Raw genomic sequence first — 17,595 nt, forward strand, 5'->3', positions numbered from 1 at the left:
GGGGATCCCCCGGCCGAGCTTCCGGCTTTTGCCGGATTCGCTACGCGACACCGCTACCGGGCCGCGCCGGCACCACTTTCCTGCTCGCGCTTGATCTCCAGCGCGATGTCGATCAGCTGGTCTTCCTGCCCGCCGATGAGCTTGCGCTGGCCCGCCCGGTGCAATAGCTGGTGAGCCGGCACGCCGTAGCGCTCGGACTGGCGCACCGCATGCTTGAGGAAGCTCGAGTACACGCCCGAGTAGCCCATGATCAGGGCGTTGCGGTCCAGCAGGCATTCGGCCGGCATCGCCGGGCGCACCACGTCCTCGGCGGCGTCGGCGATGTCGAAGAAGTCGATGCCGGTCTTGACGCCGATCTTGTCGAATACCCCGATCAGCGCCTCCACCGGCGCGTTCCCCGCGCCCGCACCAAATCGCCGCACGCTGCCGTCGATCTGCTTGGCCCCGGCGCGCACGGCCTCCACCGAGTTGGCCACCCCGAGGCCGAGGTTCTCGTGCCCGTGGAAGCCCACCTGCGCGTCCTCGCCGAGTTCGGCCACCAGCGCCGCCACCCGATCGGCGACGCCGTCGAGCACCAGGGCGCCGGCGGAGTCCACGACGTAGACGCACTGGCAGCCGGCATCGGCCATGATGCGGGCCTGCGCGGCCAGTTTCTCCGGCGCAATGGTGTGCGACATCATCAGGAATCCGACGGTTTCCAGCCCCAATTCCCGCGCCAGGCCGAAGTGCTGAATGGAGACGTCAGCTTCGGTGCAGTGGGTGGCGATGCGGCAAATCGAACCGCCATTGTCCTGCGCTTCTTTGATGTCCTCTTTGGTGCCGACACCGGGCAGCATCAGAAAGGCGATCTTCGCTTCCCGCGCCGTCTCGGCGGCGAGCTTGATCAGCTCCTGCTCGGGCGTCTTCGAGAACCCGTAGTTGAACGACGAGCCGCCCAGGCCGTCGCCGTGCGTCACCTCGATCACCGGCACGCCCGCCGCGTCCAGCGCCGTCACAATCGAGCGCACCTCGTCCTTGGTGAACTGGTGCCGCTTGTGATGGGAGCCGTCGCGCAGCGACGTGTCCGTGATGCGAACATCCCATGCGCCTTCGAGAATGTGGCCGGTCATCGTGCGCCTCCCGTCACAGCAAGCGTCTCCTTGGCGATCTCCTCGCCGACCTTGGTCGCGGCCGCGGTCATGATGTCCAGGTTGCCGGCATACGGCGGCAGGTAATCTCCGGCGCCCTCGACCTCCACAAACGTCGTCACCACGTGATTGCCGCCGTTGACCACCGATGGTTCGTCGAATTGTGGTTCGTTGAGCAGCCGGTAGCCCGGCACATAGGTCTGCACCTCGGCCACCACGTCCTTGATGGACTGCGCGATCGCGTCCCGGTCGGCGTCCTCCGGAATCGCGCAGAAGATGGTGTCGCGCATGATCATCGGCGGGTCGGCCGGGTTCAGAATGATGATCGCTTTGCCACGGGCGGCGCCGCCGATCGTCTGCACACCGCGCGAGGTGGTCTTGGTGAATTCGTCGATATTGGCTCGGGTGCCCGGTCCCGCGGACACCGACGCCACCGACGCCACGATCTCGGCGTACGGGACCCCGACGACCCGTGAGACCGCGTACACGATCGGGATCGTCGCCTGTCCACCGCAGGTGATCATGTTGACGTTCGGGGCGTCCAGGTGCGCGCGCAGATTTGCCGGGGGAATGACCGCCGGGCCGACGGCCGCCGGGGTCAGGTCGATGGCCCGGATGCCGGCCGCCTCGTATTTGGGCGCTGCCGCCTTGTGCACGTAGGCGCTGGTCGCCTCGAACACCAGGTCGGGCTTCTCGTCCTGTTCCAGGAGCCAGTCGGCGCCCTTGTGGCTGGTCTCCAGCCCAAGTTTGCGGGCCCGCGCCAGGCCTTCGCTCTCCGGGTCGATGCCCACCATCCAGCGGGGTTCCAGCCAGTCGGATCTGAGTAGCTTGTAGAGCAGATCGGTGCTGATGTTCCCCGATCCGACGATGGCGACGCTTGCCTTAGCCGGCATGTGAAGACTCCCTTATCAAGACTATTCAAACGACAGACGAACGGCACCCAGGCCCGCGAAGTCGGCGACAAATTCGTCGCCGGCCCGCGCGTCCACAGCGAAGGTGCAGGACCCGGGTAACACGATGTCACCCTTCTTCAGCCGCACCCCAAAACTTTCCACCTTGCGGGACAGCCAGGCAACGGCGGTGACGGGATTACCCAGGACGGCGTCACTGCGACCCTCGGCGATCAGCTCGCCGTTGCGGGTCAGCTTCGCATCGATCGCCTTGACGTCGACGTCAGCCGGCGATACCCGGGCCGCACCCAGCACGAAGCCCGCCGACGAGGCGTTGTCGGCGATGGTGTCGCAGATCTTGATCTGCCAGTCCTTGATCCGCGTGTCGATCAGCTCGATCGAGGGCACCAGCGCCTCGGTGGCGGCCAGCACGTCGTCCTCGGTGCACTCCGCACCCGGCAGGTCGTCGGACAGGATGAAGCCGACCTCCACCTCCACCCGCGGCAGCAGATACCGCGACGGCGGCACCGGCACGTCTTCGAAGACCTGCATGTCGTCGAGCAGATGCCCGTAGTCGGGCTCGTCGACGCCCATCATCTGCTGCATCACCGGCGACGACAGGCCGACTTTGTGCCCCACTATCCGGGCCCCTTCGGCAACCCGCCGGCGGATGTTGATCAGCTGGATCTCATAGGCGTCGACGACGTCGATATCCGCGTAGGCCGGAGTCAACGGAGCGATTCCCTCACGGCTGCGCTCGGCCTGCGCCAGGTCGGCGGCGAGCTGTTCCCGGGTCGCATCACTGAGCATTTACCGAAGTTCCTTCGTCCGCGTGACCGGGCCAGTAGCGCCCGACCCGGGCGATTCTATAACGTGTTCTACATGACAGCACAGGAGTACGACGTCGTCGTGGTGGGAAGCGGCGGCGCCGGTATGGTGGCTGCCCTCACCGCCGCGCACCGCGGCCTCTCGACAGTAGTCATCGAGAAGGCGCCGCACTATGGCGGATCGACCGCACGCTCGGGCGGCGGAGTGTGGATCCCGAACAACGAGGTCCTGCGGCGCGACAAAGTGAAGGACACCCCCGAAGCGGCCCGCACGTACCTGCACGGCATCATCGGCGACGTCGTGGAGCCGGAGCGCATCGACACCTACTTGCAGCGCGGGCCCGAGATGCTCTCGTTCGTGCTCAAGCACACGCCCCTGAAGATGTGCTGGGTACCGCGCTACTCCGACTATTACCCGGAGGCGCCGGGCGGGCGGGCCGGCGGCCGGTCGATCGAGCCGAAGCCGTTCAACGCCCGCAAGCTCGGTCCGGACGAGGCCGGGCTGGAACCGGCTTACGGCAAGGTGCCGCTCAATGTGGTTGTGATGCAACAGGACTACGTGCGGCTGAACATGCTCAAGCGTCACCCCCGCGGCGTGCTGCGCAGCCTCAAGGTCGGCGCGCGGACCATGTGGGCGAAGTCGACCGGCAAGAACTTGGTCGGCATGGGCCGGGCGCTCATAGCGCCGTTGCGAATCGGCTTGCAGCAAGCCGGAGTTCCCGTCACGCTGAACACCGCTCTCACCGACCTCTACGTCGAGGACGGCGTGGTGCGCGGCGTCTACGTTCGCGACGCGGGGGCGCCGGAGTCCGCTGAGTCGCGGTTAATCCGGGCCCGACGCGGCGTGATCCTCGCCTCGGGCGGTTTCGAGCACAACGAGCAGATGCGGGTGAAGTATCAACGTGCCCCCATCACCACCGAATGGACAGTGGGCGCCAAGGCCAATACCGGAGATGGCATCATCGCGGGCGAAAAGTTGGGTGCCGCCCTGGATTTGATGGAAGACGCTTGGTGGGGTCCGACGGTGCCGCTGGTCGGCGCCCCGTGGTTCGCGCTGTCGGAGCGCAACTCGCCCGGGTCGATCATCGTCAACATGTCCGGCAAGCGGTTTATGAACGAATCGATGCCGTATGTCGAGGCGTGCCACCACATGTACGGCGGCGAGTACGGCCAGGGCCCCGGACCGGGCGAGAACATCCCCGCCTGGCTGGTGTTCGACCAGCAGTATCGGGATCGCTACATCTTCGCCGGATTGCAGCCCGGACAGCGTATTCCGCGCAAGTGGATGGAGTCCGGCGTCATTATCAAGGCCGACACACTCGAAGAACTGGCCGGGAAGGCCGGCCTGCCCGTCGACGAATTCACCAAGACCGTCGCACGATTCAACGAGTTCGCACGCTCTGGCGTCGACGAAGACTTCCACCGCGGCGAGAGCGCCTACGACAAGTACTACGGCGACCCCACCAACAAACCGAATCCGAACCTCGGCGAGCTCACCCACGCGCCCTACTACGCCGCCAAGATGGTGCCCGGCGACCTGGGCACCAAGGGCGGCATCCGCACCGATGTACACGGGCGGGCCCTGCGCGACGACGGCAGCATTATCGAAGGGCTCTACGCCGCAGGCAATGTCAGCGCACCGGTGATGGGACACACCTACCCGGGTCCGGGCGGCACCATCGGGCCGGCGATGACGTTCGGATACCTCGCGGCACTACACATCGCAGGAGCACGCTGACATGCCGATCGACGTCGCTACCGCGCTGGCCGCGGAACTGGATCCCATCGAATTCTCGTGGAGCAGTAGCGATATCCAGCTTTACCACCTCGGCCTGGGCGCGGGTGCGGACCCGATGGACCCGCGCGAGCTGCGCTACCTGGTCGACGACACCCCGCAGGTGCTACCCACCTTCGGCAACGTCGCCGCCACCTTCCACATGACCACTCCGCCCACCGTTCAGTTCCCCGGCATCGACATCGAACTCAGCAAGGTGCTGCACGCCAGCGAACGCGTGGAAGTCCCTGCGCCGCTGCCGCCCTCAGGCTCGGCAAAGGCCGTCACCCGGTTCACCGATATCTGGGACAAGGGCAAGGCCGCGGTCATCTGGAGCGAGACCACCGCGACGGCGCCGGATGGCACGGTGCTGTGGACGCAGAAGCGGTCGATTTTCGCGCGCGGCGAAGGCGGCTTCGGCGGTGAGCGTGGGCCTTCCGGTTCCGACGCCGCACCTGACCGCGCGCCCGACCTGGAGCTCGCCATGCCGCTGTTGCCGCAGCAGGCGCTGCTGTACCGGCTGTGCGGCGACCGCAACCCGCTACACTCCGACCCCGAATTCGCCGCTGCCGCAGGCTTTCCGCAGCCGATCCTGCACGGCCTGTGTACCTACGGCATGACCTGCAAGGCGATCACGGACGCCCTACTGGACGGTGACGCATCCGCCGTAGCGGCCTACGGTGCCCGCTTCGCGGGTGTGGCTTATCCCGGAGAGACGCTGCAAGTCAACGTCTGGAAAGAAGACGGCCGCTTCCTGGCCGGCGTCGTCGCGCCCGCCCGTGATGATGCGGTGGTGCTCAGCGGCGTCGAGTTGATTCCCGTCTAGCCCTCTCGCCTTCACGCCGAGCGTCACGCTAGCGTGGCAGTCACAGTCGAGCGTCAAGCTAGCGCAACTCTCGGCGGGCTCGGGCGGCCGCCACACGTCCGATGATCGCTGCGGGCCGATCCGTCCCGACAACCCGGACGTTTAGCCAACCGCGAGCTTCGATCTTTTCCTGTCGACGAAGATCCCAGGCGTAGCGCCGTTTATCAATCCGGTGTTGTTCGCCGTCGTATTCGGCGCCGACTTTTAAATCCTCCCAGCCCATGTCGAGATATGCGAAAGGCTCACCAAACTCGTCACAGACCGGAATTTGCGTTTGCGGGCGAGGGAATCCTGCCCTCATCAGCAGCAGTCGAAGCCAGGTCTCTCTTGGCGATTGCGACCCGCCATCGGCCAGTTCGAGCGCTATCTTCGCAATCCGTATCCCGCGCCGGCCGGGATACCGCTCAACGAGCAACTCCACCTCGGAAGGCTTCAGATCTGTAGCTGACAGCAGAGCGTCGATTGCGGCCACTGCGTCATTCGTCGGATACCAACAACCTAGATCGAGCGCGGTTCTGGCCGCGGTGGTCACCGGCACGCCGTCCAGCCAGAGGATCTCGTCGTGTTCGATGCGATCGCCGCGAACTTTCATTCCAGGCAATGGGTTTCGGTTGGTGTGCAGGATTTCCAACGGTGCGTCCGGGTCGACCCACTTCGCCCCGTGCACCGCACTGGCGGTCAGACCCGCAACGATCGCCCGCCGGCTCGACCACAGCCATGCCGCTCTGGCCCGCACGTCTGGTGTCAGCTCCACATGCTGGGCGACGTACACGTCACGAAGCAATCTTCTGTACCGCGTCCGGAGTGCACTCTTGGTGAGCTCCCCGTTGGCAACGGCTTCACTACCGACAAATGGCTGGCCCACGACGGCAGCGTCGCAGAGAGCACGATGGCCGTCACATCACCATGAGGCAACTATCCACAGCGTCACCCCAGCGTGACGCTCGGCTCCCACAGCCACGCTGGCGTGACGTTCCGAAAGTAACGGGCCTCGGCGTCGTCCCGGGCGATCCCCGGTCGCCTCAACCCGCCGCGGGCACCGACTCCATCGCGTCAGGGGAACCGCCATGCAGATTCTTGGCAGTCGGTGACGTAGACACATCAGCAGGATTGGGATAGGTGCCGAACACGCGGTCGGCCGTACCCGAAGTCGTCACGGTGAACCAGTAATGCTCGTTCTTGTAGTGATGCAAGCGGTGATCGCGGTAGATGGCCCGATACGGCCTGGTCTTGGGCTTGTAGTCGGAGTGGACGAGGTAGTGGCACCACTCGTAGACGATGCCCATGCCGGCGTAGCACGTGAGGTAAGTCAATGCCAGACCAGGCCGGGTGAGTTCGGCCAGCGCGATGGCAAATACCAACGAGGACGGCAGGATCCAGAGCAGTGCTTTCCACGGAATGAAGACGAGTGCGGCATTGCGTGGATCCGCGTGATGTTCACGGTGTTTGCGCGAAAGCAGGGGATCGATTTTCAGTCGGCCGATGCTGCGGGGGCGCCAGTGCAGTATCACCACATGGATGACCCACTCGTAGAAGGGGAACGCCGCCACCATCAGCGCGGGCAGCAGCGCGTCAGTCCATTGCCAGTCACCGACCACCACGCGCGCCACCAGCGCTACGAAGAACGTAGTGCCGATCATCCACGGCGACGGGTGCTTCCAGAATTCGCGACCCGCTTGGCCGAGCGTAAGGCCTTTGCGGGCGGTTGCTGTGGTCATCGTTGATCCTCCAGACTCGTGAAAGCGGCGTTCAGTGCCGTGGTTGCGGGTTCGAGCAGGTCGTGCGCAGCTTGCTTGGCCGCGGACTGATCGCCCGAGGCGATCGCCGTCACAATCGCGCGGTAGCCCTCAATACGCCCGACTTCGGCAGCCATGACGACGGCGAGAGCGGACAGAGCAGGTTCGTACGCCGCGCGGAGTGTGTTGTACATCAGCCGAAACACGATCGAATCGGCGCCATCGACGACGTGGTCCCAAAAGGCCAGAGCCCTGCGTTGACGCTCGACCGGATCTGCCTCCCCCTCAAGTGCGTCAAGTGCTTCGTCGAGTAACGCGGCCAGCTCCGGCGGCCGACGCTCGGCCGCCAGTTCGGCCACCTTGGGCCCGATGTGCAAACGGGCCTCGAGGATGCTGCGAACCACCGAGTAGTCGAGTTCGCCGGCGCGCACCAGCAGACTCGGCAGGAGGTCCAACCCGCCGTGCCGGCGGAAGTCACGCACCGTGGTGGAGTCACCTTGCCGGACTTCTACGAGACCCGTTGCGGCAACCCGCTTGAGGGCCTCACGAACCGCGGGTCGAGAAACCCCGAGCACCTCGGCGAGGCGCCGTTCGCTCGGCAGGGTCTGCCCGGGCTGGATCCCCCCACTGAGCACTTCAGACACGATCTGATCGAAGACGTCTTCGGGTACCGACTTGCGGTTGACCGGCTGGAAGGGCATAAGACGACCTTAGCCTGCGGTGCGGCCAGAGGTCAAGTGGTCATACCAGTGCTTGGCCTTCGGGTCTGCTGGCCGAGAACTAATGCACAGTCGCGCCCGCCGTCGAACGTGACTGTGCAGTCGCACTAGGCGCGCCTTCGACACAGTCACCCCCGGCTGGCAAGTGCGGAACGAACCCGGCTGATAATCTCCGACGGCCGTTGCCCTGCGATCACCCGGACTACGAGCCAGCCCAGACGCTCCAGCCTCTCCCTGCGCCGTTGATCCCATCCGTACTGTTCGCGGTCAGTTCTGTGGTGCTCGCCGTCGTACTCGGCGGCGACTTTCACTTCTTCCCAGCCCATGTCGAGATGGGCGAACACCACACCGCACTCATCCGGAACCGGAATCTGCGTTTGCGGTCTCGGAATGCCGGCCATCACCAGGATCATCCGCAGCCAGCTCTCCTTCGGGGATTGCGCTCCGGCATCCATCAGTTCGACGGAGATACGGGCACGCCGGATCCCGCGGCGCTTTGGATAGCGCTCCAAGAGGACGCCGAGGTCGCTCACCGCAAGGCCGCACACGCGAGCCAACGCATCAATGGCCGGCACGGCGAAAGTAGGCGGATACCAGCATCCGAGATCCAGAGCAGTTCTGGCTGGGGTCGTAACCGGCAAGCCGTTGACGACTTGCACCTCGTCGGGCCGTAGGCGATCACCGCGAACCCGCATTCCGGACGGATGACTCCGATTGCCGTGAATGAGCTCCGCGGGCTGATCCGGGTCAATCCACTTGCTGCCGTACAAAGCGCAGGCTGATAGGCCGGCAACTACTCCACGACGACGCGACCACAACCATCCGGCGTGGGCACGCTGTACCGGCGTCAGGTCGATGTCCTTGCTGATGTAGACGTCGGGGAAGATCCTTTGGTATCGCCGACGCAACTGGTTATGCGACTTAGTGCCGGCTTTCACGGCATCGCTGCCGATGAACGGTTCCGCCACGGCAGGGCAGCGTGCCACGCCCGCCGCGCCTCGTCACTTCAGTGTGACCACACAGTCGCGCTCGACGCCGAGCGCGACTGTACGTCCACGCTCGGCGCATGAGAACCCACTCAGCCCAAGATCAAACCCGACGTCGGCACACCCGTTCCGGCCGTGACGAGCACATGCTCGACATCCGGCACCGGGTTCACCGATGTCCCACGCAATTGCCGCACGCCCTCGGCGATTCCGTTCATCCCGTGAATGTAGGCCTCACCGAGTTGACCGCCGTGCGTGTTGATGGGCAGTCGCCCGCCGATTTCGATCGCGCCGCCGGCGATGAAGTCCTTGGCCTCACCCCGGCCGCAGAATCCCAACTCCTCCAACTGAATCAGCGTGAACGGCGTGAAGTGGTCGTACAGTACCGCGGTCTGGATGTCAGCAGGCTGCAACCCGGATTGCGCCCACATCTGGTCACCCACCACGCCCATCTCGGGCAGCCCGATCTCGGGCCGGTAGTAGCTGACCATTGTGTACTGGTCGGGGCTGGATCCTTGCGCCGCCGCCTCGATGACGGCAGGACGGTGCTTGAGGTCGCGTGCCCGCTCCACCGAGGTCACCACGATGGCCACCGCGCCGTCGGTTTCCTGGCAGCAGTCCAGCAGCCGCAGCGGCTCGGCGATCCACCGCGAATTCTGGTGATCCTCAATGGTTATCGGCTTCTCGTAGAAATAGGCCTTCGGGTTCTTCGCCGCGTGTCGGCGATCGGCCACCGACACCGCACCGAAGTCGCGGCTCGTGGCGCCGGACCAGTGCATGTAGCGCCGGGCAATCATCGCGACCTGCGCCGCAGGTGTCGAAAGCCCGTGCGGATAGGAGAAGGAGTTGTCGACGCCCGTTGAATCCGCGTTCTCGGTGAGCCTCGTTTGAACCTGGCCGAACCGCATGCCGGAGCGTTCATTGAAGGCGCGGTAAGCCACCACCACATCGGCCACCCCGGTGGCCACCGCCAGAGCCGCCTGCTGCACGGTCGCGCACGCTGCGCCGCCGCCATAACCGATCTTGGAGAAGAATTTCAGGTCGCCGATGCCGGCCGCGCGTGCCACCGCAACCTCGGTGTTGGTGTCCATGGTGAAGGTCGTCAGCCCATCGACGTCTGATGGCGAAAGCCCCGCATCGTCAAGCGCATCACCAACCGCCTCGGCCGCCAGCCGTAGCTCGGACCGGCCCGAGTTCTTGGAGAAGTCGGTGGCACCGATCCCGACGATGGCCGCCTTACCGGACAACATCTATGCGTCCCCCATCGTCAGGGTCACCGTCGCAATGACATGGTTGCCAAGGCTGTTCGCGCCGATCACCTTCACCGTGATCAACCCGTCCTCCACCGCAGTCACCTCGCCAGAGAAGGTCACCGTGTCGTAGGCGTACCACGGCACCCCGAGCCGCAGCCCGATCGACTTGATCAGCGCCGACGGTCCGGCCCAGTCGGTGATGTAGCGCTGCACCAGGCCGGTGTCGGTCAGGATGTTGACGAAGATGTCCTTGGATCCCTTGGCCTGGGCCTTGTCCCGGTCGTGGTGCACATCTTGAAAGTCCCTGGTGGCCAATGCCGTTGAGATGATGAACGTCGGGTCGCCATACAGCTTGAGCTCGGGCAGTTGCAACCCCACCTCAATCACCGGCGCGCTCATGCGTCCAACTCCCAGGCGTACAGCGTCCACTCCGGACCGGAATCACCCGCCGGGAAGTCGATATACGTTGCGCGCACCGGCATTCCGATCTCCACCGCGGCAGGCTCGACACCGCGCAACTCGCCCAGCATCCGGACGCCTTCCTCCAACTCCACCAACGCGATCACGAAAGGCAAAGTGCGGCCAGGCACTTTCGGCGCATGATGCACGACGAAGCTGTACACGGTGCCGCGCCCGCTGGCCACTGCATAGTCCACGGGATCGGCCGGGTCCTGCCACACCGCAGGCACCGGCGGATGCTGCAACGAACCATCGGCGAGCTTTTGGATCCGCAGCTCGTGCGCCTTGACGCCCTCCCAGAAGAACGCGGTGTCACGCGAGGAAGCCGGCCGCATCATGGCGTCCGCGTCCAAGTCATCCGGCACCGCCGACTCGGTAGACGCCGCGGCCGTCGGCTTGAATTTCAGAATGCGCCAGTTCATCTCGGCGACATCTTCATCGCCGACCCGCCACACGATGTGCTGGTTGATGAAGAAGCCCTCACCGAGCGCGGTGTGCTTCGGGCCCACCACATCACCCATCTCTGAGGTGATGCTGACTTCCTCGCCCGGCCGCAGATAACGGTGGTAGGTCTGCTCGCAATTGGTGGCGACCACTCCGATGTACCCGTTGTCGTCGAACAGCTTCATCATGGGACCCATGGGGTCGTCGTCCGGCCGTGCCCCGTTCAGTCCGAACATCGTCCACACCTGGATCATTGCCGGTGGCGCCACCAGTCCGGGGTGTCCCACCGCGCGCGCCGCGGCCTCGTCCACGTAGATCGGGTTGCGGTCGCCGATGGCCTCGACCCAGTTGTTGATCATCGGCTGGTTCACCGGATCCCGGCCGACGCGCGGCTTACCACCGCCACCCGCGACGATCTCCGCGATAGCGTCCTGGAGTCCGCTCATCGAGGCACCCTCGGCACCTTCAGGCCCGAAGCCGCGATCATCTCGCGCATGACTTCGTTGACACCGCCTCCGAAGGTGATCACCAGGTTGCGTTTGGTCTGCGAGTCCAGCCACTCGAGCAGCTCCGCGGTTTCCGGCTCGGCCGGGTTCCCGTACTTGCCGACGATCTCCTCGGCCAGCCGCCCGATGTACTGAATCTTCTCGGTGCCAAACACTTTCGTCGCCGCAGCGTCGGCCACGTTGATGTCCTCCCCGGCGGCTGCGACCTGCCAGTTCAGCAGTTCGTTGGCCCGCCACAGCGAGTAGATCTCACCGAGCGCCCGCTTGACGTCGTGATGATCGATTGGCGTGACGCCGTTGCCGCCCGGCTTGGACGCCCAGGCGTGCAGGCGGTCATAGATGCCGGCGGTGCGACCCGCCGGCCCGAGCATCACCCGCTCGTTGTTGAGCTGGGTCGTGATCAGCCGCCATCCACCGTTCTCCTCGCCGACCAGCATGTCGACCGGCACTCGAACGTCGTTGTAGTAGGTGGCGTTGGTGTGGTGCGCGCCGTCGGACAGGATCACCGGTGTCCAGGAGTAACCAGGATCCTTGGTGTCCACGATCAGGATGGAAATGCCTTTGTGCTTAACGGCTTCCGGATCGGTCCGGCAGGCCAGCCAGACGTAGTCGGCGTCGTGTCCGCCAGTGGTCCACATCTTCTGGCCGTTGACGATGTACTCGTCGCCCTGGCGCACCGCGGAAGTGCGCAACGACGCAAGGTCGGTGCCGGCCTCCGGTTCGCTGTAACCGATCGCGAAGTGCACCTCACCGGCCAGGATCGCCGGCAGGAACTTCTTCTTCTGCGCCTCGGTGCCGAACTGCTGCAGCACTGGACCCACCGTCTGCAGCGTCACCGCGGGCAGCGGCACGTCGGCCCGGTGCGCCTCGTTGACGAAGATCGACTGCTCGATCGGCCCGAAACCCAGACCGCCGTATTCTTTTGGCCAGCCCACGCCGAGCTTGCCGTCCTTGCCCATCCGGCGGATTACCGCCCGATACGCCTCGTTGTGGCGGTCCTTCTCCATCGCCTTCGCCTCGTCGGACGAAATCAGGTTGGTGAAGTATTCGCGTAGTTCCGCCTGCAGCTGCCGCTGCTCGGGGGTGAGGTCGATAAACATCTAAACTCCAACCAAATCGAGACGGTGCGAGGGCCCGCCCAGAAGCCGGGTCAGGTCCTTGATCGTGGAGTAGTACCGGTGCATCGGGTAGGTGATGTCCATACCCATGCCGCCGTGCAGGTGGTGGCAGGTCTGCATCACCGGCGGTGCCTGCGAAGCCAGCCAGTACCCGAGCACGTCGAGATCGGAGCCGGCGTCGCGCCCCTCGGCCAGCTTCCACAGTACGGCCTTGGACGCGAGATCGATTGTGCGCGAGGCGATGTACACCTCCGCCAACTGAGCGGCCACCGTCTGGAACGTCGACAGCGGTTTACCAAACTGCTTGCGGTTCGCCACGTAGTCGGCGGTCAACCGCAGCGCCCCGGCTACCAATCCGGCGCCATAGGCGCCGATCATCGCCAGCACCAACTGGTTTACCCGCTCCGCGGAAGCGCCCGCCAACACATCCGCGTCTTCGACGGCGACGTCGGAGAAGGTCACCGTGTACTCGTCGGATCCGCTGGACGCCGGAGTGCGGACCAGCCGCACACCGTCGGCCTTGGGCGACACCACCACAACGCCGCTGTCCGCCGTAACCAGCATCCAGTCAGCCGACTCCGCGTATCCGACACCGACTTTCACGCCCGACAGGACGCCCCCCGCGAAAGACACAGCCGGTCGGTCCGGCAGTGCGGACCCGGGTTCGTTGAGGGCGGCAGTCAGCACCCCGCCGCCCGCAACCCCGGCCAGGTAACGGTCCTGCTGCTCCTGCGACGCCAGGTCGAGCAGTGGCACCACGCCGTACCCGAGGGTGACCAGTGCCGGCGTGATGGCGCCGTGCCGGCCGGCTTCGGTGAGCACGGTGCCCACCTCGGCCAGGCCCACCCCGTCGCCGCCAAGCCGCTCCGGCACCGCCAATGCCGTTACGCCGCCGTCCGCCAACGCTTTCCAGCTCAGTTCCCGGTCCAGAACCGAGGTGACGACGTCGGCGACGGCCTCCTGCTCTGCGCTGAGATTGAAGTCCATCGCGATCAGTGCGCCGCCGCGCTGTTGCCGGCGTAGTCGACCTGCCAGTGCTTGATCCCGTTGAGCCAGCCCGACCGCAACCGCTCGGGCTCCGACACAGGCGTGAGGTCCGGCATGTGGTCGGCGATGGCGTTGAAGATCAGGTTGATCGTCATGCGGGCCAGGTTCGCGCCGATGCAGTAGTGGGCACCGGTGCCGCCGAAACCGACATGGGGATTCGGGTCGCGCAGGATGTTGAAGGTGTGCGGGTCGTCGAACACGTCCTCGTCGAAATTGGCCGAGCGGTAGGACATCACCACCCGCTGCCCCTTCTTGATCTGCACGCCGGCCAACTCGGTGTCCTCGTTCGCGGTGCGCTGGAAGGCAGAAACCGGAGTGGCCCAGCGGATGATCTCGTCGGCGGTGGTCGAGGGCCGCTCCTTCTTGAACAGCTCCCACTGATCGAGGTTGTTCGCCATCGCGATCATCCCGTGGGTGATCGAGTTGCGCGTAGTCTCGTTACCGGCCACCGCGAGCATGATCACGAAGAAGCCGAACTCGTCATCGGAAAGCTTCTCGCCGTCGATGTCGGCCTGGATGAGCGTGGTGACGATGTCGTCGGTGGGATTCTGGTTTCGCTCCGCGGCCATCGCCATGGCGTAGGTGATCAGTTCCATCGACGACTGCGCGGGATCGATGTCGGCGTACTCCGGGTCGGTGCCGCCGGTCATCTCGTTGGACCAGCGGAACAGCTTGTCGCGATCCTCCTGCGGCACGCCGAGCAAGCCGGCGATGGCCTGCAGCGGCAGCTCGCACGCCACCTGCTCGACGAAGTCACCGCTGCCGGCGGTCGCCGCCGTCTTGGCGATGTTCTGGGCCCGCTGGGCCAGCTCGGCTTCCAGCCGTCCGATGGCCCGTGGCGTGAAGCCGCGGGAGATGATCTTGCGCAACCGGGTGTGGTGCGGCGCGTCCATATTGAGCATGACGCTGCGCTGCAGTTCGACCTGCTCGCGCTTCATCTCCGGTGGCCAGGTCGGGATGGCGCCGTTCATCCAGCTGGAGTACACATCGCTGCGGCGCGACACCTCCTTGACGTCGGCGTGCCTGGTGACGAGCCAGTATCCGTGGTCCTCGAAGCCACCGGCGCCACCGGGGATGTCGACCCAGTGGACCGGCTCGGCCTTCCGCAGCGCGGCAAGCTCCTCGACGGGCAAGCCTGCCAGGTTGACGTCAGGGTCCAGGAAATCGAAGTCGGCGGGAATGTGGGGGGGTGCCATGTATATGCGCTCCTTTTGCAACACCAATTGCAACGTGTTCTAGTGCCAGTAAAACACGGCTCCTCCGCAGATAAAAGGCAGGTAACCGTCCTCGCTTGTCATAGTAATGAAACGTGTTCTAGCCTGGCTTCATGGGTAACCCGGTAATCGTCGAAGCCACCCGCAGCCCCATCGGCAAGCGCAATGGATGGCTATCAGGACTGCACGCCACCGAACTGCTCGGGGCGGTGCAGAAGGCACTGGTCGACAAGGCCGGTATCGAAGCCGGGGACGTCGAACAACTCGTCGGCGGCTGCGTGACGCAGTTCGGTGAGCAGTCCAACAACATCACCCGGGTGGCCTGGCTGACGGCCGGTCTGCCCGAGCACGTCGGCGCCACCACCATCGACTGCCAGTGCGGCAGCAGTCAGCAGGCCAACCACCTCGTCGCCGGGTTGATCGCCACCGGCGCCATCGACATCGGCATCGCCTGCGGCATCGAGGCGATGAGCCGGGTGGGACTGGGCGCCAACGCCGGCCCCGACCGTGCGGCGATCCGCGCGGCGTCCTGGGACATCGACATGCCCAATCAGTTCGAGGCTGCCGAGCGCATCGCCAAGCGCCGCGGCATCACCCGCGAGGAGATCGACGCGTTCGGCTTCGCCTCACAGGCCAAAGCCAAGCGGGCCTGGGAGGAGAACCGGTTCGAGCGCGAAATCTCCCCGATCGTGGCGCCGGTGCTCGATGAGAACAAGCGGCCCACCGACGAGCGGGCACCGGTCACCCGCGACCAGGGGCTGCGCGAGACCACGCTAGAAGGACTGAGCCAGCTCAAGCCAGTGATGGAGGGCGGCATCCACACCGCGGGAACCTCTTCGCAGATTTCCGACGGCGCGGCTGCGGTGCTCTGGATGGACGAGGACAAGGCCAAGGCGCTCGGGTTGCGGCCACGGGCGCGCATCGTCAGCCAGGCCAACGTCGGCGCCGAGCCGTACTACCACCTGGACGGTCCCGTCCAGTCCACAGCCAGGGTGCTCGAGAAGGCCGGCATGAAGATGGGCGACATCGACGTCGTCGAGATCAACGAGGCGTTCGCGTCGGTGGTGTTGTCCTGGGCACGGGTGCATGAGCCCGACATGGACCGGGTCAACGTCAACGGCGGCGCCATCGCCCTGGGCCATCCGGTGGGGTCCACCGGCGCCCGGCTGATCACCACCGCGCTCCACGAGCTGGAGCGCACGGACCAGAGCACCGCGCTGATCACCATGTGCGCCGGCGGTGCCCTGTCGACTGGGACCATCATCGAGCGCATCTAGGCCTGTGCACGTCTCCGAGGAAAGTCGCATCGCGGCGGCCCAGAGCTACATTGACGCGCTGGTGAGCCATGACGCCGAGGCCGTTCCGTTTGCGGCCGGCTGCACCCGCATCGAGCTGGGCTTGAAGAACGGCTTCTCCGGAAATCATCTGCGGCGCGGCCTTAATCGCGGCCTGCAGTACCGCGTCATCGCCGACGCCACCCCGCCGCAATACCGCATCGACGGCGACGAGGTGCATGCCAGCTACGACGTCCTGAGCAAGGCCGCGTTCGGCGGACGGCGAGTTGCCGCGCGGGTCACGGAAACCTTCGTCATTCCGGCCGAAAGTGTCACCGGCAAGGCCGAGATACACCACATCAGGGCCAGTTTCACGCCATTCATCAAGCACTAGGATCCCTTATGCCCAAACCCCGCCCGCGCTTTCAGGATTCGCCCGTCACCGACGTTCTCATCAAGTGGATGTCGCGCCTCAACACGTGGTTGTACCGCCGCAACGGCGGCGAGGGCCTGGGCGGCACGTTCCAGAAGATCCCCGTCGCCCTGCTGACCACGACCGGCCGCAAAACCGGTGAACCCCGCGTCAGCCCGTTGTACTTCCTGCGCGACGGCGACCGGGTCATCGTTGCGGCCTCCAAGGGAGGGGCGGCCAAGAACCCGATGTGGTATCTCAACCTCAAGGCCAATCCAAAGGTGCAGGTGCAGATCAAGAAGGAAGTGCTCGACCTCACCGCCCGCGACGCCACCGACGAGGAACGCGCCAAGTACTGGCCACAGCTAGTGGACATGTATCCGAGCTACGAGGACTACCAGGCCTGGACCGATCGCACGATCCCGATCGTCATCTGCGACCCAGCCTGACGACACCGTAAGCGCTGGAACGTAATCCGGCGCTATCGCATCGAACCCGCCGGCTAGGTCAACCCGGCCAACCCGTCGACGCCGAGCACTGTCCCGCCGGTGCCACCGGCTCCGGCGGCGCCCTTGGTCGGACCCAGGCCGCCATTGCCGCCGTTGCCGCCGTTGCCGAACAACACCGCATTGCCGCCGTCGCCGCCTTTGCCGCCGGCGGTTGCGCTGTCCCCGCCGGCACCGCCGGCGCCACCGACACCCAACAGCCGCCCGCCCGTACCGCCCTTGCCCCCGGCACCGGCGCTGACGTCCGCATGCCCGCCGGCGCCACCGATACCGCCGCAGCCGAGCCAGCCGGCATCGCCGCCATTACCCCCGGCGCCGCCGGTGACGCCATTACCACCAGCACCACCGCCACCGGCACTCGAGAACAGCAGGCCGGCGTTGCCGCCGTGACGGCGATGTTCTGGGCCCGCTGGGCCAGCTCGGCTTCCAGCCGTCCGG

The 17,595-nt window shown here is 65.6% G+C and carries 18 protein-coding genes and 1 pseudogene; 5 read left to right on the forward strand and 14 right to left on the reverse strand.

Going from position 1 to position 17,595, the window contains the following annotated elements; genetic code table 11:
• Window positions 1–53: 53 nt before the first annotated feature.
• The 3 genes from dmpG to AWC08_RS00735 are packed head-to-tail and all read right to left on the reverse strand — an operon-like array spanning window position 54 to window position 2,827.
• Window positions 54–1,109, reverse strand: a complete 1,056-nt coding sequence (gene dmpG / locus AWC08_RS00725) for a 4-hydroxy-2-oxovalerate aldolase (protein ID WP_065135093.1) — start codon at window positions 1,107–1,109, stop codon at window positions 54–56.
• Window positions 1,106–2,020, reverse strand: coding sequence for an acetaldehyde dehydrogenase (acetylating) (locus tag AWC08_RS00730; RefSeq protein WP_065135092.1), 915 nt, complete (start codon window positions 2,018–2,020; stop codon window positions 1,106–1,108). Before AWC08_RS00730 ends, dmpG begins: the two co-directional genes overlap by 4 nt.
• A gap of 21 nt (window positions 2,021–2,041) precedes the next feature.
• Window positions 2,042–2,827, reverse strand: coding sequence for a 2-keto-4-pentenoate hydratase (locus AWC08_RS00735; RefSeq protein ID WP_069434959.1), 786 nt, complete (start codon window positions 2,825–2,827; stop codon window positions 2,042–2,044).
• A gap of 72 nt (window positions 2,828–2,899) precedes the next feature.
• Between AWC08_RS00735 and kstD the strand changes: the two genes are divergently transcribed.
• Window positions 2,900–4,582: a 3-oxosteroid 1-dehydrogenase gene (gene kstD / locus AWC08_RS00740; RefSeq protein ID WP_065135096.1), complete on the forward strand. Its 1,683-nt coding sequence runs from the start codon at window positions 2,900–2,902 to the stop codon at window positions 4,580–4,582.
• Between the two features lies 1 nt (window position 4,583).
• Entirely contained in the window at window positions 4,584–5,444 is an 861-nt protein-coding gene (locus AWC08_RS00745; RefSeq protein WP_069434960.1) for a MaoC family dehydratase, read from the forward strand.
• A gap of 58 nt (window positions 5,445–5,502) precedes the next feature.
• On the opposite strand, the gene AWC08_RS00750 is transcribed toward AWC08_RS00745, so the two are convergent.
• The 10 genes from AWC08_RS00750 to AWC08_RS00795 form a co-directional block, all read right to left on the reverse strand.
• A complete protein-coding gene (locus AWC08_RS00750; RefSeq protein WP_069434961.1) occupies window positions 5,503–6,348 on the reverse strand; it encodes a hypothetical protein in 846 nt (281 codons plus the stop codon).
• A gap of 157 nt (window positions 6,349–6,505) precedes the next feature.
• Window positions 6,506–7,201: a sterol desaturase family protein gene (locus AWC08_RS00755; RefSeq protein WP_065134216.1), complete on the reverse strand. Its 696-nt coding sequence runs from the start codon at window positions 7,199–7,201 to the stop codon at window positions 6,506–6,508.
• Entirely contained in the window at window positions 7,198–7,920 is a 723-nt protein-coding gene (locus AWC08_RS00760) for a FadR/GntR family transcriptional regulator (RefSeq protein WP_065134217.1), read from the reverse strand. The genes AWC08_RS00755 and AWC08_RS00760 overlap by 4 nt, the downstream gene beginning before the upstream one ends.
• 146 nt (window positions 7,921–8,066) lie before the next feature.
• A complete protein-coding gene (locus AWC08_RS00765) occupies window positions 8,067–8,906 on the reverse strand; it encodes a hypothetical protein (RefSeq protein WP_065134218.1) in 840 nt (279 codons plus the stop codon).
• A 110-nt stretch (window positions 8,907–9,016) separates the two neighbouring features.
• The gene (locus AWC08_RS00770; protein WP_069434962.1) at window positions 9,017–10,174 is read right to left on the reverse strand and encodes a lipid-transfer protein; all 1,158 of its coding nucleotides are present in this window, start codon (window positions 10,172–10,174) and stop codon (window positions 9,017–9,019) included.
• On the reverse strand, window positions 10,175–10,576 hold the full coding sequence (locus AWC08_RS00775) for a MaoC family dehydratase (protein ID WP_065134220.1): 402 nt from the start codon (window positions 10,574–10,576) through the stop codon (window positions 10,175–10,177). It abuts the gene before it with no gap.
• Window positions 10,573–11,526, reverse strand: a complete 954-nt coding sequence (locus AWC08_RS00780) for a bifunctional MaoC family dehydratase N-terminal/OB-fold nucleic acid binding domain-containing protein (protein WP_069434963.1) — start codon at window positions 11,524–11,526, stop codon at window positions 10,573–10,575. The genes AWC08_RS00775 and AWC08_RS00780 overlap by 4 nt, the downstream gene beginning before the upstream one ends.
• Window positions 11,523–12,686 carry an acyl-CoA dehydrogenase FadE29 gene (fadE29, locus tag AWC08_RS00785; protein WP_069434964.1) on the reverse strand — a complete coding sequence of 388 codons (1,164 nt, stop codon included), beginning with the start codon at window positions 12,684–12,686 and terminating at the stop codon, window positions 11,523–11,525. The genes AWC08_RS00780 and fadE29 overlap by 4 nt, the downstream gene beginning before the upstream one ends.
• A complete protein-coding gene (locus AWC08_RS00790) occupies window positions 12,687–13,691 on the reverse strand; it encodes an acyl-CoA dehydrogenase family protein (protein WP_085087292.1) in 1,005 nt (334 codons plus the stop codon). It abuts the gene before it with no gap.
• Between the two features lie 5 nt (window positions 13,692–13,696).
• Window positions 13,697–14,947, reverse strand: a complete 1,251-nt coding sequence (locus AWC08_RS00795) for a cytochrome P450 (protein WP_065134224.1) — start codon at window positions 14,945–14,947, stop codon at window positions 13,697–13,699.
• Window positions 14,948–15,078: 131 nt separating this feature from the next.
• On the opposite strand from AWC08_RS00795, the gene AWC08_RS00800 reads away from it, so the two are divergent.
• From AWC08_RS00800 to AWC08_RS00810, 3 genes are read left to right on the forward strand one after another with little or no spacing between them, the layout of a single operon-like run.
• Entirely contained in the window at window positions 15,079–16,242 is a 1,164-nt protein-coding gene (locus tag AWC08_RS00800; RefSeq protein ID WP_069435209.1) for a steroid 3-ketoacyl-CoA thiolase, read from the forward strand.
• Window positions 16,243–16,246: 4 nt separating this feature from the next.
• On the forward strand, window positions 16,247–16,633 hold the full coding sequence (locus AWC08_RS00805) for a DUF8021 domain-containing protein (protein ID WP_065134226.1): 387 nt from the start codon (window positions 16,247–16,249) through the stop codon (window positions 16,631–16,633).
• Window positions 16,634–16,641: 8 nt separating this feature from the next.
• The gene (locus AWC08_RS00810; RefSeq protein ID WP_065134227.1) at window positions 16,642–17,100 is read left to right on the forward strand and encodes a nitroreductase family deazaflavin-dependent oxidoreductase; all 459 of its coding nucleotides are present in this window, start codon (window positions 16,642–16,644) and stop codon (window positions 17,098–17,100) included.
• Between the two features lie 53 nt (window positions 17,101–17,153).
• Here AWC08_RS00810 and AWC08_RS00815 read toward each other — a convergent pair.
• Window positions 17,154–17,595: pseudogene (locus AWC08_RS00815) on the reverse strand (PE family protein); the annotation flags it as partial.

Origin of the sequence: Mycobacterium gordonae (genome assembly GCF_002101675.1) — a bacterium.
In the GTDB taxonomy this organism is placed as follows: Bacteria; Actinomycetota; Actinomycetes; order Mycobacteriales; family Mycobacteriaceae; genus Mycobacterium; species Mycobacterium gordonae.

Coding starts and splice junctions, on each gene's coding strand:
- AWC08_RS00760 (WP_065134217.1), bottom strand. CDS start 7,920: ATGCCCTTCCAGCCGGTCAACCGCAAGTCGGTACCCGAAGACGTCTTC.
- dmpG (WP_065135093.1), bottom strand. CDS start 1,109: ATGACCGGCCACATTCTCGAAGGCGCATGGGATGTTCGCATCACGGAC.
- AWC08_RS00730 (WP_065135092.1), bottom strand. CDS start 2,020: ATGCCGGCTAAGGCAAGCGTCGCCATCGTCGGATCGGGGAACATCAGC.
- AWC08_RS00745 (WP_069434960.1), top strand. CDS start 4,584: ATGCCGATCGACGTCGCTACCGCGCTGGCCGCGGAACTGGATCCCATC.
- AWC08_RS00780 (WP_069434963.1), bottom strand. CDS start 11,526: ATGAGCGGACTCCAGGACGCTATCGCGGAGATCGTCGCGGGTGGCGGT.
- AWC08_RS00755 (WP_065134216.1), bottom strand. CDS start 7,201: ATGACCACAGCAACCGCCCGCAAAGGCCTTACGCTCGGCCAAGCGGGT.
- fadE29 (WP_069434964.1), bottom strand. CDS start 12,686: ATGTTTATCGACCTCACCCCCGAGCAGCGGCAGCTGCAGGCGGAACTA.
- AWC08_RS00800 (WP_069435209.1), top strand. CDS start 15,079: ATGGGTAACCCGGTAATCGTCGAAGCCACCCGCAGCCCCATCGGCAAG.
- kstD (WP_065135096.1), top strand. CDS start 2,900: ATGACAGCACAGGAGTACGACGTCGTCGTGGTGGGAAGCGGCGGCGCC.
- AWC08_RS00795 (WP_065134224.1), bottom strand. CDS start 14,947: ATGGCACCCCCCCACATTCCCGCCGACTTCGATTTCCTGGACCCTGAC.
- AWC08_RS00775 (WP_065134220.1), bottom strand. CDS start 10,576: ATGAGCGCGCCGGTGATTGAGGTGGGGTTGCAACTGCCCGAGCTCAAG.
- AWC08_RS00790 (WP_085087292.1), bottom strand. CDS start 13,691: ATGGACTTCAATCTCAGCGCAGAGCAGGAGGCCGTCGCCGACGTCGTC.
- AWC08_RS00810 (WP_065134227.1), top strand. CDS start 16,642: ATGCCCAAACCCCGCCCGCGCTTTCAGGATTCGCCCGTCACCGACGTT.
- AWC08_RS00770 (WP_069434962.1), bottom strand. CDS start 10,174: ATGTTGTCCGGTAAGGCGGCCATCGTCGGGATCGGTGCCACCGACTTC.
- AWC08_RS00735 (WP_069434959.1), bottom strand. CDS start 2,827: ATGCTCAGTGATGCGACCCGGGAACAGCTCGCCGCCGACCTGGCGCAG.